This window comes from Streptomyces sp. NPDC058671 (assembly GCF_042716475.1).
In the GTDB taxonomy this organism is placed as follows: Bacteria; Actinomycetota; Actinomycetes; order Streptomycetales; family Streptomycetaceae; genus Streptomyces.
Genome location: NZ_JBHXSA010000002.1, coordinates 135,873 through 150,043 on the forward strand (window position 1 = coordinate 135,873; position 14,171 = coordinate 150,043).

Here is a 14,171-nt window from a genome sequence, read left to right on the forward strand (position 1 = left end):
CCCGTACGGAGCCAGGGGGACGGCGGACGGGAGGGCTTATCGGTGGGCTCGATGACCGCGACGAAGCGGCCGGGCGGGACGCGGGCACCACGTGCCGACCAGGGGACACGCCCCCGCGGCCCCGACTTCGGCGCCTGGTTCCTGGTGCTCCCGGCGCTCCTGCCCATCCTGGTCCTCAGCGTCGGCCCGCTGCTCTACGGCATCGCGCTCGCCTTCACCGACGCCCAGTCGGGCCGCACCCAGGCGACCCGATGGGTGGGCACCCTCAACTTCCAGGACCTGCTGCACGACACCCTCTTCTGGGACTCGTTCCGCATCGGCGTGGTCTGGGCCGTCGGCGTCACCGTCCCCCAGTTCCTGCTCGCCCTCGGCCTCGCCCTCCTGCTCAACCAGAACCTCCGCTTCCGCTGGCTGGCGCGGGCCCTCGCCATCGTGCCCTGGGCGATGCCGGAGGTCGTCGTCGGCATCATGTGGCGGCTCGTCTACAACCCCGACGCCGGCATCCTCAACGAGACCCTCCGGAGCCTCGGCCTCGGCGAGGGCCACGACTGGCTCTCCGGACTCGCCACCGCCCTGCCCGCCGTCATCGTCGTCGGCGTCTGGGCGGGCATGCCGCAGACCACCGTCGCCCTCCTCGCCGGACTCCAGAACACCCCGAAGGAACTCCACGAGGCAGCCGCGCTCGACGGCGCCGGAGCCTGGCGCCGCTTCCGCGCCGTCACCTGGCCCGCGCTCCGCCCCGTCGCGCTCGCCATCACCGCCCTCAACCTCATCTGGAACTTCAACTCCTTCGCCCTGGTCTACGTGCTCACCAACGGCGGACCTGGCGGCCGGACCCGGCTCCCCATGCTCTTCGCCTACGAAGAGGCCTTCCGCTACGGACAGTTCGGCTACGCCGCCGCGATGGGCTGCGTGATGGTCGCCGCGGTCTCGGTGCTCATCGCCCTCTCTCTCGTACGCCGGCTGAAAGGGGACCAGGACCGGTGAGCGCACTGCGGACGAGCGGACCCGCGCGGCTGGGCCAGTACCTGGCCCTCCTCGCGTACCTGGTCTTCCTCGCCTTCCCCTTCCTCTGGCTGGTCTCCACCGCCTTCAAGCCCGCGCCCGAACTGGCCTCGCTCCACCCCACCTGGATCCCGAAGGACCCCACGCTCGCCAACTTCCGGCAGGCCTTCGACGAACAGCCGCTGCTCAGGGCCGCCGCGAACAGCCTGGTCGCCGCGGTCTCCGCCGCCGTGATCGCGGTGGGCGTCGCGACCCCGCTCGCCTACGTGACCGCCCGGCACCGGGGCAGGCTCGCCTCGGCGGCCTCGGCCTGGGTGGTGATCAGCCAGGCCTTCCCGTTCGTCCTGGTGATCATCCCGCTCTTCCTGATCCTCAGGAACCTGCACCTGATCAACAGTGTCCTCGGCCTGGTCATGGTCTACGTCGTCTGGTCGCTGCCCTTCGCCCTCTGGATGCTGATGGGATACGTCCGGGCCGTCCCCGCCGAGCTGGAGGAGGCCGCCGCCGTCGACGGCGCAGGCCGGCTGCGTACCCTCGTCTCCGTCACCGCCCCCCTGCTCGTCCCCGGCATCGTCGCCACCGCCCTCTTCGCCTTCGTCACCGCGTGGAACGAGTTCTTCTTCGCGCTCGTCCTGCTCAAGACCCCGGAGAAACAGACCCTGCCGGTCGTCCTCACCCACTTCCTCGGCGCCGAGGGCGTCGCCGACCTCGGCCCCCTCGCCGCCGCGGCCTTCCTCGCCACCCTCCCCTCCCTCGTCGTCTTCGCCCTCCTCCAACGACGGATCACCGGCGGCATGCTGGCAGGGGCGGTGAAGTCATGAGACGGATCCTCACCGCCGCCGCCGCGCTCGTCCTGCTCCTCACCGGCTGCACCGCGGGGGACGAGGGGCCCGACGACGGGGTCGTACGGCTCCGCTTCCAGTCCCTCGCCTGGCAGAAGGAGTCCGTCGACGCCAACCGGCAACTGGTGCAGGAGTGGAACGCCGCCCACCCCGACGTCCAGATCGACTACGTCCAGGGCAGCTGGGACTCCGTCCACGACCAGCTCCTCACCTCCTTCGAGGGCGGCGAGGCGCCCGACATCATCCACGACGCCTCCGACGACCTGGCCGACTTCGCCTACGGCGGCCACCTCGCCGACCTGCGCGCCCTGCTGCCCGAACGGCTCCGCGCCGACATCCCCGCCCGCAGCTGGGAGACCACCACCTTCGGCGGGGGGATCTACGGCGTGCCGTTCCTCCAGGAACCGCGCGTGATCATCGCCAACCGGAAGATCCTCGAATCCTCCGGCGTCCGCGTCCCCACCCCGGACAAGCCCTGGACCTGGCCCGAGTTCCGGCAGATCGCCCAGGACGTCACCCGGAGCATGGGCCCCGGCAGATACGCCGTCGCCTGGCCGCTCAAGGAGCCGGTCTCCGTCAGCCTCAACCTCGGGCTCTCCGCGGGCGGCCGGCTCTTCCACCGGGAGGCCGACGGGCGGGTCACCGTCCGCTTCACCGAGGCCGACGCCGTCGTCCCGGGAACGATCCACGACCAGGTCGTCACCGACCGCACAGCCCCGCGCACCACGCTCGGCAGCGGCGGCTCCGACACCCTGCCCGGCTTCTTCGCCGGCAAGTACGCCATGGTCCCGCTGGGCTTCGCCTACCGGCAGCAGATCGCCCAGCAGGCCCCCGACGGCTTCGAGTGGACCGTACTGCCCGCACCCGCCGGGAGCGCAGGACCCACCCAGGGCGTCTCCCCGCAGACCCTGTCGATCGCCGAGGACAGCCCGTACAAGAAGGAGGCCGTGGAGTTCCTCGACTTCTTCCTCCGCCCGGCGAACATGGTGCGGCTCGCGCGCGGCGACTGGATGCTGCCCACCGGCACGGCCGCGCTCGCCGACCCCTCCCTGCGCACCGCCGAGGCCGGCTGGGCGACCGGGGCCGCGATGGCCGCCCACCTGCGGCCCGCCCCGGCGCAGTCGGTGCGGGGCTATCCGGAGTGGAAGGACAAGGTGGCGACCCCGGCTTTCCAGGAGTACTACAGCGGAGCCATCGACGGGGCCGAGCTGCGCGGTCGGCTGGCCGAGGACGGCAACCGCGTCCTCGCCCGCTATCAGCGCAAATGATGGATTCCTTATTACGAAACCTTGTTGAATAAGTCACAGATAGGTGAAGGGTCTTCTCCCGGATCCCCTTCATCGGCGAGTGTTCGAACCGGCCACCGTGCCGCCCCCCACGAGGCGCGGTGGCCGCCCTAAGGTGAACCCATGGCGACGACATACGCGGCTCTGCTCCGCGGCATCAACGTGAGCGGTCACCGCAAGGTCCCCATGCCGGAGCTGCGCGCCGTCCTGGAAGGTCTCGGTCACCGGAACGTCCGCACGTACCTCCAGAGCGGGAACGCCGTCTTCACGACCGACTCCACCGCGGCCGAGGACGAACTCAACGCTGCGGTCGAGGACGCGATCGAGAGCCACTTCGGCTTCCGCGTCGACTGCCTCGTCCGCGACGGCGACTACCTCAGGGCCGTCGCCGACGCCTGCCCCTTCCCCACCGCCGGCATCGAGGGCAGGCAGCTCCACGCCTTCTACCTCTCCGGCCCCGCCGACCCCGCGCGGTTCGCCGCCGTCGACCAGGCCCCGTACCACCCCCAGGCCTTCGCGCTCGGCGACCGCGTCCTCTACCTCTCCGTCCCCGAAGGCCTGGGCAGGTCCAAGCTGGCCGAGGTCGTCACCCGGCCGTCCCTCGTCAAGGGCCTGGTGGTCACCGCCCGGAACTGGAACACCGTGGTCAAACTGGTGGAGATGACCCGGGAGGGCTGACGGCAGCGCACACCGCGGCTGCCTCCCGCGGAACGGGAGGCAGCCGGGGCATCACCGTGCGAAGCCGTAGTCCAGCAGCTTCTTGACGTCGGCCGCCCTGTTCGTCTCGCTCGACGAACCGAGCACCGTGCCGATGACCGTCTTGTTGCCGCGGGTGGCCGCGAAGACGAGGCAGTACTTGGCCTGCGGACCCGAACCGGTCTTCACACCGATCGCGCCGCTGTACGTGCTCAGCAGCTTGTTGGTGTTGCTCCACGACATGTACCGGTAGCCACCGGTCCTGGTCGTCACCTTCTGCTTCGTGGACTTCGTGCCCACCACGGTGCGGAACGTGGAGTTCTTCATCGCCGTGCTCGCGAGCTTCGTCAGATCGCGCGGAGTCGAGTAGTTGCTCCCGTTGCTTATGCCGTCGAACGAGTCGAAGTGGGTGTTCCTCAGGCCGAGCCGCCTGGCCTCCTCGTTCATCTTCCCGATGAACGACTTGACCCGCGCCGCCCGCGTCGTGCCGGTGCCGAACTTGTCGGCGAGGGCGTAGGCCGCGTCACACCCCGACGGCAGCATGAGGCCGTAGAGGAGCTGCCGGACGGTCACCTTGTCCCCGACGATGAGCCGGGCCGAGGAGGCGTTCTTCGAGACGATGTAGTCGCTGTAGGCCTTCTGGATCGTGACCTTGGCGTCGAGGTTGAGGTTCCGCTGGGACAGCACCACCCTCGCGGTCATGATCTTCGTGGTGGAACCGGTCGACCGGCGGGTGTCCGCGGCCTTCCCGAACAGCGTCGTGCCCGTCCCGTTGTTCATGACGAAGCCGCCCGGGGCGGTGATCGACGGGGTGGGCGGCGCGGCGTGCGCCTGACCGGCGAAGAGGCCCCCGGCCAGGACGGCCGAGACCGTGAGCGAGACGGTCACGGCGCTGCGCACACCGAGTGTGGAAGTGATCAAAGTCCCCTGCCCTCGATAGGAGTCGAAGTCTCCCGGGCCCGCACGGACCCGGCGAACAGAGGACGAGTGAAAGGGCGTCAGGGATGTACGCCCGAGGTGTGATTTTCTTCTCGTGCCCGCTGGAAGGGGATCAGCCGGCGACGGCCGTGAGGTCCATCGCCCGCGCCGCCCCGTCGTACCGCTCCACGAGCAGCGCGGCCAGCTCGGGGGAGGGGCCGAGGACGTCCGCCAGGAAGTCCGCCGCGCCCGCGCCCGCCGCGATCCGGTCCGGCAGTCGGCCCGGCGCGATGACGTACGGGGCGACGGCCACCCGCCGGACACCCGGATCCGTACGAAGGGCCTGGACGGCGTCCTCCGTACGGGGAAGGGATGCGGAGGCGAACGCGGGCCGCACGGAGCACCAACCGGTGCGCCGCAGCTCCCGCGCCGTTTCTGCGATCACCGCGATCGCCTCCGGGTCGGTGGAACCCGCCGAGGCCAGGACGACCCCGGTCGTGCTCTTGTCGCCGGGGGTGACCCCGGCCTCGCGCAGACGCCGTTCCACCGCCGCGACCAGCAGCGGCGAGGGCCCGAGGACCTCCGCCCGGCGCACGCGCAGGGACGGCGGCGCCTGCCGCAGTACGGCGGGGATGTCGGCCTTCGCGTGGAAGGCACGGGTGAGCAGCAGGGGCAGCGCCACCACGTCCCGCACTCCTTCGGCGGCGAGCCGGTCGAGCACCCCCGTCACCGAGGGCAGGGTGAAGTCCAGGAACGCCGTCTCCACCCGCAGCCCCGGCCGCAGCGCACCGGCCCGGCGCACGAGCGCCTGGACGGTCGCCGCGTGCCGCGGGTCGCGGCTGCCGTGCGCGATGACGAGAAGGACAGGCGCGGAGCGCTTCCCTGCAAGGGCGGTGGTGGGCGAGGGGAGGGCGCGGCGGTTCACGGTCCGGCTCAGCTCTTCACCAGCAGGCCGCGGCGGCGCAGCACCGCGCGCTCCAGCGGGCTGAAGATCAGCAGGTCGATGGCGATGCCGACGACGAGGATCAGGATGATCGCCAGGAAGATGCCCGCCATGTCGATGTTGTTGCGGCCGTTCTCCAGGAGCTGCCCGAGGCCGAGACCCAGGTCGGGGGAGGACGCGATGATCTCCGCGGCCATCAGTGAACGCCACGAGAACGCCCAGCCCTGCTTCAGGCCCGCGAGGTAGCCCGGCAGCGCGGCCGGCATCACGATGAACCAGGCGCCCTTGAGGCCGTTCGCGCCGAGCGTCTGCCCCGCCCGCAGGTAGAGCGGGGGGACCTGGTCGACACCGGCGACGAGGCCGTTGGCGATCGACGGGACGGCGCCGAGCAGGATCACCGCGTACATCATGCTGTCGTTGAGGCCGAGCCACAGGACGGCGGGCGCCACCCAGGCCACGGAGGGCAGCGACTGGAGGCCGGCGAGGATCGGGCCGATCGCCGCGCGCACGAACTTCACCCGGGAGACGAGGAGTCCGAGGGGGGTTCCGATGGCGAGCGCCAGGAGGAAGCCGAACAGGGCCCGGGACATGCTGGTCCACAGGACTTCGAGGAGCGTGCCCTCCAGCCACATCGTGGTCAGGCTGTCCCACACCGCGGACGGCGCGGGCAGCTTGTACTCGTCGGTGACCTTCAGCGTGACGAGCAGCTGCCAGACCACGAGGACGAGCACGACGGCGACGACCGGCGGCAGCACCTTCTTGAGCAGCACCTCACGGACCGGGGTCCGTCGGATCTGCACGCTGTCGAGGGCGTCCAGACCGGCTTCGAGCCCGGCGAGGTCGTCGCTCTTCTGTGTCCTTGGCGCCTTCGGGCTCGTATCAGTGCTGGCCATGACGGCGGATCTCCCCACGCAGGTGCTCGGTGATCTCGAGGGACAGCTCCGCGACGTCGGAGTCCTCGATGCGGCGCGGCTGAGGGATGTCGATGGTCCACTCGTGCGCGATCCGGCCGGGCCGGGACGAGAGGAGGACGACGCGCTCGGCCAGCCGCACGGCCTCGCGCACGTTGTGGGTGACGAAGAGCACCGAAAGGTTCGTCTCCCGCCAGATCCGGGTCAGTTCGTCGTGCAGTACGTCCCGGGTGATGGCGTCGAGCGCGGCGAACGGCTCGTCCATCAGGAGGAGGTCGCTGTCCTGGGCGAGCGCGCGGGCCAGCGCGACCCGCTGGCGCATGCCGCCGGACAGCTCGTGGACCCGCTTGCCGTAGGAGCCGCGGAGCCGGACCAGGTCGAGCAGCCGCTCGGCCTCGGTCTGCCGCTCGTTCTTGGGCACCCCGCGCAGCCGCAGGGCCAGTTCGATGTTCTTGCCCGCGGTGAGCCACGGGAACAGGGCGTGCTCCTGGAACATCAGGGCCGGCCGGCCGCCGGGGGTCTCGATGGACCCCGCGGACGGCCGGTCGAGCCCCGCTACCAGGTTGAGCAGCGTGGACTTGCCGCAGCCCGAGGCGCCCAGGAGGGTGACGAACTCGCCCGGGGCGACATCGAGCGTGATGTCGTCGAGGACGAGCTGCCCGCCGGCGGGTCCGCCGAAGGACTTGGAGACATGCTGGATACGGGCGGCATGGGTCACCGCCGCACGGTCCTCGGCCTTGGCGATCGTCGCGGTCGTGGCCATGGTCGTCACCTCCTGGTGAAGCTGAACTCGGGCTGCTGCACGGGTGTCTGACGCCTGGTTACTTCACGCCGAGCCCGGCGTCGGAGACCTCGGGCCGACCCGCGGCCTTCAGGACCTTGTTGAGCGGCTTCAGGTCGTAGATGCCGCCCAGCTCGGGCTTCTCCAGGAGACCGGCGTTCACCGCGTGGTCGGCCTGCGCCTGGAGCGTGGCCGCCAGCGGGTCGTCGGTGAACCGGATGGACGGCCACGCGGCGTCGATCACCTTCGCGCCCAGCGCCTTGCCCGAGAGGTCCTTCAGCTTGGCGTTGGCCGAGGCCTTCGCCTTGTCCGGGTTGGCGTTGATCCACTCGTTGGTCTTCACCGCGCCGCGCAGGAACGCCTCGACGACGTCCGGGTGCGCCTTCAGGAACTTCTGCGACACGATGATGTTCGTGATCACGAACTTCTTGTCCGGCCACAGGTCGGACTCGTCGAGCAGCACCTTCGCCCCGTCGCTGACCAGCTTCGAGGCGGTCGGCTCGGGCACCCAGGCACCGTCGATGGCGCCGGAGGCGTAGGCGTTCGGGGTGACCTTGTTGTCCGTGCGGATCACCGAGACGTCGCCCTTGCCGCTCTCGGCGTCGACCTTCCAGCCCTTCTCGGAGATCCAGTGGAGGAAGGCCACGTCCTGCGTGTTGCCGTGCTGCGGAGTGGCGATCCTCTTGCCCTTGACGTCGTCCAGGGTCTTGATCTTCGCCGGGTTCACGACGAGCTTCACACCGCCGGAGGCGGAGCCGCCGATGATCCGCAGGTTCGTGCCCTTGGTCTTGACGTAGCCGTTGATCGACGGCGAGGGGCCGATGAAGCCGATGTCGATCGAGCCGGCGTTGAGCGCCTCGATCTCGGAGGGGCCGGCGTTGAAGGTGGTCGGAACCAGTCTGGTGCCGCCCAGCTCCTTCTGGAGGATGCCCTCCTGGTCGCCCACGAGCGCGGTCGCGTGGGTGAGGTTGGGGAAGTACCCGAGCCGTACGGTGTCGGCGGAGAGCTTCTCGCCCTCGGCGGCCACCTTCTTCTCGTCGTTCTTGGCCTCGGAGCCGTAGCCGCAGGAGGCGAGTGCGCCGATCAGCAGCGGCAGAGCGGCGGCGGCGGCGAGGCCGCGGCGCAGGGTGGTACGGGTGGCAGGCACGGGAGGTGTCCCCTCGATTCAGCGTTTTCGAAGTCTGCGTCTATGTCGTTCGGGGTGGAGCGGGGTCGCGCCGCGCATGCGGCGCGTCGAGGTCAGCACGCACATCGCGCCACACCTCCCGTGCCCGCGCCGAGGGCACCGGAGCCCACCCGGCCGCCCTCCTTCGCGAAGGTGGCGTACATGTCCTGAACCATCAGAAGTCCCACCCTTCCTCGTCCTCGACGACCGAGACGGCCTTGGTGGTGGCGAAGGACTCGCCCGCCATGCCGGCCGCGAGCGTGGTGCCGTCCGCCGGGTCGATCAGCAGGAACGAACCGGTACGGCGCGAGTCCGCGTACGCGTCGAGCGCGAGCGGCTCGGCCGTGCGCACCACGACCCGGCCGATGTCGTTGGCGACCAGCTGTCCCGGGTTCGGGTGCTGGGAGAGGTCGTCCAGGGTCAGCCGCGAGGGGATCTCCTTGACGATCGCCTTGACCGTGCGGGTGGTGTGCTTGAGCAGCACCCGCTGGCCGACGGCGAGCGACTGGTCGGCCACGTGGCAGACGGTCGCCTCGATGTCCTGCGTGGTCGCCGGGGCGTCACCGCTCGGGGCGAGCAGGTCGCCGCGCGAGATGTCGATGTCGTCGGCGAGCCGGATCGTGACCGACTGCGGCGCCCAGGCGATGTCCACGGACTCGCCCAGCGCGTCGATCGCGGTGATCGTGGAGGCCTTCCCCGACGGCAGGACGGTGATCTTCTCACCGACCCGGAACGCGCCGGCCGCGATCTGACCCGCGTACCCCCGGTAGTCGGGGTGCTCGGCGGTCTGCGGGCGGATCACGTACTGCACCGGGAAACGCGCGTGACAGGCCGTCAGGTCGTGGCTGACCGGAACGGTCTCCAGGTGTTCGAGCACCGTCGGGCCGCCGTACCAGTCCATGTTCGCGGACGGCTCCACGACGTTGTCGCCGGCGAGCGCCGAGATCGGGATCGCGGTGATCTCCGGGACGCCGAGCTCGGAGGCGTACGTCGTGAACTCCTCGGCGATCGCGGCGAAGACGGGCTCCCGGTAGTCGACCAGGTCCATCTTGTTCACGGCCAGGACCACGTGCGGGACGCGGAGCAGCGCGGCGACGGCGGCGTGCCGGCGGGTCTGCTCGACGACGCCGTTGCGGGCGTCGACCAGGACCACGGCCAGCTCGGCGGTGGAGGCGCCGGTCACCATGTTCCGGGTGTACTGCACGTGCCCGGGGGTGTCGGCGAGGATGAAGCGGCGGCGGGGCGTGGCGAAGTAGCGGTAGGCCACGTCGATGGTGATGCCCTGCTCGCGCTCGGCCCGCAGACCGTCGGTGAGGAGCGCCAGGTCGGGCGCCTCCTGACCGCGCTTGAGGGACGCCGCCTCGACGGCCTCCAGCTGGTCGGTGAGGACCGACTTGGAGTCGTGCAGGAGGCGGCCCACCAGGGTGGACTTCCCGTCGTCGACGGACCCGGCGGTGGCGAAGCGCAGCAGGGTGGTGGCCGCCACGTCGGCGAACGGCTCGGTGGTGCTCGTCATGGCTAGAAGTACCCTTCGCGCTTGCGGTCTTCCATCGCGGCCTCGGACATCTTGTCGTCGGCGCGGGTGGCGCCCCGCTCGGTCAGTCGGGAGGCGGCGATCTCGGCGATGACGGCGTCCAGCGTGGTGGCGTCGGAGTCGACGGCGCCGGTGCAGGACATGTCGCCGACGGTCCGGTAGCGGATCAGCCGCGTCTCGACCGTCTCGGACTCCTTGGGACCGCCCCACTCGCCGGCCGTCAGCCACATGCCGGAGCGGGCGAACACCTCGCGCTCGTGCGCGAAGTAGATCTGCGGGAGCTCGATCTTCTCGCGCTGGATGTACTGCCAGACGTCCAGCTCGGTCCAGTTGGACAGCGGGAAGACGCGGACGTGCTCGCCGGGGGCGTGCCGACCGTTGTAGAGCTGCCACAGCTCGGGCCGCTGGCGGCGCGGGTCCCACTGCGAGAACTCGTCACGCAGCGAGAACACCCGCTCCTTGGCGCGGGCCTTCTCCTCGTCGCGGCGGCCGCCGCCGAAGACGGCGTCGAAGCGGCGGTGCTGGATCGCCTCCGTCAGCGGGACGGTCTGCAGCGGGTTGCGGGTGCCGTCGGGGCGCTCGCGCAGCTTGCCCGCGTCGATGTACTCCTGCACGGAGGCCACGTGCAGCCGCAGCCCGTGCTGGGCGACGACGCGGTCGCGGTACTCCAGGACCTCGGGGAAGTTGTGCCCGGTGTCGACGTGCAGCAGCGTGAACGGCACCGGCGCCGGCGCGAACGCCTTGAGCGCCAGGTGCAGCATGACGATGGAGTCCTTGCCGCCGGAGAAGAGGATCACCGGCCGCTCGAACTCGCCCGCCACCTCACGGAAGATGTGGACGGCCTCGGACTCCAGGGAGTCGAGGTGCGACAGCGCGAACGGGCTGCCGGTGGTGTCGTGGACATGAGCGACAGTGGTCACAGCAGACCCCTCTCGGTGAGCAGCGCGTGGAGCTGCGCCGCGGACTCCTGCACGGTCTGGTTCTGGGACTCGATCCGCAGATCGGGCGTCTCGGGTGCCTCGTACGGGTCGTCGACGCCGGTGAGTCCGCTGATCTCGCCCGCGGCCTGCTTGGCGTAGAGGCCCTTCACGTCCCGGACGGAGCAGACCTCCACGGGGGTGGCCACGTGCACCTCGACGAAGGGCGTGCCTTCGGCCGCGTGCCGCTTGCGGACCGCCTCACGGCTGTCGGCGTACGGGGCGATGACGGGGACCAGGACCTGCACGCCCTGCGAGGCGAGGAGCTCGGCGACGAAGCCGATCCGCTGCACGTTGGTGTGCCGGTCCTGGCGGCTGAAGCCGAGGCCCGCGGAGAGGAACTCGCGGATCTCGTCGCCGTCGAGGACCTCGACGCGGTGGCCCTCGCCGCGCAGTCGGCCTGCCAGCTCGTACGCGATGGTGGTCTTGCCGGCGCTGGGCAGGCCGGTGAGCCAGATGGTGGCGCCGGTCACGTGATTCTCCTGGGTTTCCTGATGGTCCGTCATCCGTGCAGTCCGCATTCGGTCTTGGCCCGCCCGGCCCAGCGGCCGGACCGGGCGTCCTCGCCCTCCAGGACGCGGCGGGTGCAGGGCGCGCAGCCGACGGAGGCGTAACCGTCCATGAGGAGCGGGTTGGTGAGGACGCCGTGCTCCGCGACGTAGGCGTCGACGTCGTCCTGCGTCCAGCGGGCGATGGGGGAGACCTTGACCTTGCGCCGCTTCTCGTCCCAGCCGACGACCGGGGTGTTCGCCCGGGTCGGGGACTCCTCGCGGCGCAGGCCCGTCGCCCACGCGCTGTACCGGGTCAGGCCCTCTTCGAGGGGCTTGACCTTGCGCAGCGCGCAGCACAGGTCGGGGTCGCGGTCGTGCAGCCTCGGGCCGTACTCCGCGTCCTGCTCGGCCACCGTCTGACGCGGGGTCAGGGTGATGACGTCGACGTCCATGACGGCGGCCACGGCGTCGCGGGTGCCGATGGTCTCCTCGAAGTGGTAGCCCGTGTCGAGGAAGACGACGGCCACGCCGGGCCGGACCCGCGAGGCGAGGTGGGCGACGACGGCGTCCTCCATGGAGGAGGTGACGCAGAAGGCGTCGCCGAAGGTGTCGACCGCCCACCGGAGGATCTCGGCGGCGGGGGCGTCCTCCAGCTCGCGGCCGGCCTGCTCGGCGAGTGCCTTGAGGTCGGCCGTGGTGGCGTCCTGGCTGCCCTCGCTGTGCTGAGTTGTCGTCATATCTTGTCCCTCCCAGGGGTGTTGCCCGAAGTCGCCGGGGCGAGCAGCCCCAGGAACTTCAACTGGAAGGCTCGGCTGCACGCTGCGCATTCCCAGGCGCCGTGACCCTGCTCGTTCGGACGCAGGTCCTCGTCGCCGCAGTAGGGGCAGTGGAACGGTGCGGCACGCTCGCTCACGACAGCGCCTCTTCCGACGCGCGGGCCGCCCAGGTCGCGAAGCGCTCGCCGGTCTCGCGCTCCGCCTGGAAACGCGTGAGGACCCGCTCGACGTAGTCGGGTAGCTCGGCCGCCGTCACCTTGAGACCGCGGACCTTGCGGCCGAAGCCGGCCTCCAGACCCAGGGCGCCGCCCAGGTGCACCTGGTAGCCCTCGACGCGGTTGCCCTCGTCGTCCAGGACCAGCTGGCCCTTGAGACCGATGTCCGCGACCTGGATACGGGCGCAGGCATTCGGGCAACCGTTGATGTTGATCGTCAACGGCTCGTCGAACTCCGGGATCCGGCGCTCCAGTTCGTCGATGAGCGAGGAACCGCGGCCCTTGGTCTCGACGATCGCGAGCTTGCAGAACTCGATGCCGGTGCAGGCCATCGTGCCCCGCCGGAAGGGCGAGGGGGTGACCCGCAGGTCGAGCGCCTCCAGGGCGGCGACGATCGACTCGACCTGCGCCTCCTCGACGTCGAGGACGAGCATCTTCTGCTCGGCGGTGGTGCGGACCCGGCCGGAGCCGTGGGCCTCGGCGACCGCGGCGATCTTCGTCAGGGTGGCGCCGTCGACCCGGCCGACACGCGGCGCGAAACCTACGTAGAACTTGCCGTCCCGCTGCCGGTGCACACCGACGTGGTCGCGCCAGCGGCCCGCGGGCTGCTCGGGGGCGGGGCCGTCCGTCAGCTTGCGCTTCAGGTACTCGTCCTCCAGGACCTGGCGGAACTTCTCCGGGCCCCAGTCGGCGACGAGGAACTTCAGCCGGGCGCGGTTGCGCAGCCGGCGGTAGCCGTAGTCGCGGAAGATCGAGATGACGCCCTCGTAGACGTCGGGGACCTCGTCGAGGGAGACCCAGGTGCCGAGGCGGACGCCGAGCTTGGGGTTCGTGGAGAGACCGCCGCCGACCCAGACGTCGAAGCCGGGGCCGTGCTCCGGGTGGTGCACGCCGACGAAGGCGATGTCGTTGATCTCGTGCGCCACGTCGAGCAGCGGCGAGCCGGAGATCGCGGACTTGAACTTGCGGGGCAGGTTGGAGAAGTCCTTGTTGCCGACGATCCGCCGGTAGATCTCGTCGATGGCGGGGGTGCCGTCGATGATCTCGTCGGCGGCGATGCCGGCCACCGGAGAGCCGAGGATGACACGCGGGGTGTCGCCGCAGGCCTCCGTGGTGGACAGTCCCACCGCTTCGAGGCGGTTCCAGATCTCGGGGACGTCCTCGATGCGGATCCAGTGGTACTGGACGTTCTGCCGGTCGGTGATGTCCGCCGTGCCCCGGGCGAACTCCTCGGAGATCTCGCCGATCACCCGCAGCTGCTCGGTGGTCAGCCGGCCGCCGTCGATCCGGACGCGGAGCATGAAGTACTCGTCGTCCAGCTCCTCCGGCTCCAGGACGCCCGTCTTGGTGCCGTCCAGACCCTGCTTGCGCTGGGTGTAGAGGCCCCACCAGCGCATGCGCCCGCGCAGGTCGTTGGGGTCGATGGAGTCGAAGCCGCGCTTCGAGTACACCGTCTCAATACGTGTCCGTACGTTGAGACCGTCATCGTCCTTCTTGAACTGCTCATTGCCGTTCAGAGGGGTGAAGTGCCCCACGGCCCACTGACCCTCGCCACGGTGACGCCCGGGCTTGCGGCGGGTGGCGGGGGGTGTGGGGTTTTCCGGGGTGGCGGCCATGGCGTCTTGTCCTTC

Annotated in this window: 15 protein-coding genes; 4 read left to right on the top strand and 11 right to left on the bottom strand. The window is 70.5% G+C overall.

The genetic code is table 11. The annotated features are described in order from the left end of the window. Positions 1 to 51 precede the first annotated feature (51 nt). The 4 genes from ACFWV2_RS02780 (at position 52) to ACFWV2_RS02795 (ending at position 3,811) form a co-directional block, all read left to right on the top strand. Entirely contained in the window at positions 52 to 987 is a 936-nt protein-coding gene (locus ACFWV2_RS02780; protein WP_384400638.1) for a carbohydrate ABC transporter permease, read from the top strand. Then, positions 984 to 1,826 carry a carbohydrate ABC transporter permease gene (locus tag ACFWV2_RS02785; protein ID WP_384400641.1) on the top strand — a complete coding sequence of 281 codons (843 nt, stop codon included), beginning with the start codon at positions 984 to 986 and terminating at the stop codon, positions 1,824 to 1,826. The genes ACFWV2_RS02780 and ACFWV2_RS02785 overlap by 4 nt, the downstream gene beginning before the upstream one ends. Continuing rightward, positions 1,823 to 3,115: an ABC transporter substrate-binding protein gene (locus tag ACFWV2_RS02790; protein ID WP_384400644.1), complete on the top strand. Its 1,293-nt coding sequence runs from the start codon at positions 1,823 to 1,825 to the stop codon at positions 3,113 to 3,115. The genes ACFWV2_RS02785 and ACFWV2_RS02790 overlap by 4 nt, the downstream gene beginning before the upstream one ends. A gap of 141 nt (positions 3,116 to 3,256) precedes the next feature. Further along, complete coding sequence (locus ACFWV2_RS02795; protein WP_384400646.1) at positions 3,257 to 3,811, top strand: DUF1697 domain-containing protein; 555 nt, start codon at positions 3,257 to 3,259, stop codon at positions 3,809 to 3,811. Between the two features lie 51 nt (positions 3,812 to 3,862). Here ACFWV2_RS02795 and ACFWV2_RS02800 read toward each other — a convergent pair whose 3' ends face one another. From ACFWV2_RS02800 to ACFWV2_RS02850, 11 genes are all read right to left on the bottom strand, one after another. Further along, positions 3,863 to 4,729 carry a D-alanyl-D-alanine carboxypeptidase family protein gene (locus ACFWV2_RS02800; RefSeq protein WP_384400648.1) on the bottom strand — a complete coding sequence of 289 codons (867 nt, stop codon included), beginning with the start codon at positions 4,727 to 4,729 and terminating at the stop codon, positions 3,863 to 3,865. Positions 4,730 to 4,880: 151 nt separating this feature from the next. After that, positions 4,881 to 5,672: a sirohydrochlorin chelatase gene (locus ACFWV2_RS02805; protein WP_384400651.1), complete on the bottom strand. Its 792-nt coding sequence runs from the start codon at positions 5,670 to 5,672 to the stop codon at positions 4,881 to 4,883. 8 nt (positions 5,673 to 5,680) lie between these two features. Further along, the gene (locus tag ACFWV2_RS02810; protein WP_384400654.1) at positions 5,681 to 6,583 is read right to left on the bottom strand and encodes an ABC transporter permease; all 903 of its coding nucleotides are present in this window, start codon (positions 6,581 to 6,583) and stop codon (positions 5,681 to 5,683) included. Then, a complete protein-coding gene (locus ACFWV2_RS02815; protein ID WP_384400657.1) occupies positions 6,570 to 7,364 on the bottom strand; it encodes an ABC transporter ATP-binding protein in 795 nt (264 codons plus the stop codon). Before ACFWV2_RS02815 ends, ACFWV2_RS02810 begins: the two co-directional genes overlap by 14 nt. A gap of 58 nt (positions 7,365 to 7,422) precedes the next feature. After that, a complete protein-coding gene (locus tag ACFWV2_RS02820) occupies positions 7,423 to 8,529 on the bottom strand; it encodes an aliphatic sulfonate ABC transporter substrate-binding protein (RefSeq protein WP_384400660.1) in 1,107 nt (368 codons plus the stop codon). Positions 8,530 to 8,722: 193 nt separating this feature from the next. Continuing rightward, entirely contained in the window at positions 8,723 to 10,063 is a 1,341-nt protein-coding gene (locus ACFWV2_RS02825; RefSeq protein WP_384400663.1) for a sulfate adenylyltransferase subunit 1, read from the bottom strand. A gap of 2 nt (positions 10,064 to 10,065) precedes the next feature. Next, positions 10,066 to 11,001, bottom strand: coding sequence for a sulfate adenylyltransferase subunit CysD (gene cysD, locus ACFWV2_RS02830; protein WP_384400666.1), 936 nt, complete (start codon positions 10,999 to 11,001; stop codon positions 10,066 to 10,068). Next, a complete protein-coding gene (cysC, locus tag ACFWV2_RS02835; RefSeq protein WP_384400669.1) occupies positions 10,998 to 11,579 on the bottom strand; it encodes an adenylyl-sulfate kinase in 582 nt (193 codons plus the stop codon). Before cysC ends, cysD begins: the two co-directional genes overlap by 4 nt. Beyond that, positions 11,561 to 12,286, bottom strand: coding sequence for a phosphoadenylyl-sulfate reductase (locus ACFWV2_RS02840; protein WP_384400672.1), 726 nt, complete (start codon positions 12,284 to 12,286; stop codon positions 11,561 to 11,563). The genes cysC and ACFWV2_RS02840 overlap by 19 nt, the downstream gene beginning before the upstream one ends. Continuing rightward, a complete protein-coding gene (locus tag ACFWV2_RS02845) occupies positions 12,283 to 12,462 on the bottom strand; it encodes a hypothetical protein (protein WP_384400675.1) in 180 nt (59 codons plus the stop codon). The genes ACFWV2_RS02840 and ACFWV2_RS02845 overlap by 4 nt, the downstream gene beginning before the upstream one ends. Then, on the bottom strand, positions 12,459 to 14,156 hold the full coding sequence (locus ACFWV2_RS02850) for a nitrite/sulfite reductase (protein ID WP_384400677.1): 1,698 nt from the start codon (positions 14,154 to 14,156) through the stop codon (positions 12,459 to 12,461). The genes ACFWV2_RS02845 and ACFWV2_RS02850 overlap by 4 nt, the downstream gene beginning before the upstream one ends. Positions 14,157 to 14,171 lie beyond the last annotated feature (15 nt).

Excerpts from the sequence above, each read along its gene's own strand:
- ACFWV2_RS02815 (WP_384400657.1), bottom strand. The coding sequence starts at position 7,364 with ATGGCCACGACCGCGACGATCGCCAAGGCCGAGGACCGTGCGGCGGTG.
- ACFWV2_RS02850 (WP_384400677.1), bottom strand. The coding sequence starts at position 14,156 with ATGGCCGCCACCCCGGAAAACCCCACACCCCCCGCCACCCGCCGCAAG.
- ACFWV2_RS02795 (WP_384400646.1), top strand. The coding sequence starts at position 3,257 with ATGGCGACGACATACGCGGCTCTGCTCCGCGGCATCAACGTGAGCGGT.
- ACFWV2_RS02790 (WP_384400644.1), top strand. The coding sequence starts at position 1,823 with ATGAGACGGATCCTCACCGCCGCCGCCGCGCTCGTCCTGCTCCTCACC.
- ACFWV2_RS02825 (WP_384400663.1), bottom strand. The coding sequence starts at position 10,063 with ATGACGAGCACCACCGAGCCGTTCGCCGACGTGGCGGCCACCACCCTG.
- cysC (WP_384400669.1), bottom strand. The coding sequence starts at position 11,579 with ATGCGGACTGCACGGATGACGGACCATCAGGAAACCCAGGAGAATCAC.
- ACFWV2_RS02840 (WP_384400672.1), bottom strand. The coding sequence starts at position 12,286 with ATGACGACAACTCAGCACAGCGAGGGCAGCCAGGACGCCACCACGGCC.
- ACFWV2_RS02780 (WP_384400638.1), top strand. The coding sequence starts at position 52 with ATGACCGCGACGAAGCGGCCGGGCGGGACGCGGGCACCACGTGCCGAC.
- ACFWV2_RS02810 (WP_384400654.1), bottom strand. The coding sequence starts at position 6,583 with ATGGCCAGCACTGATACGAGCCCGAAGGCGCCAAGGACACAGAAGAGC.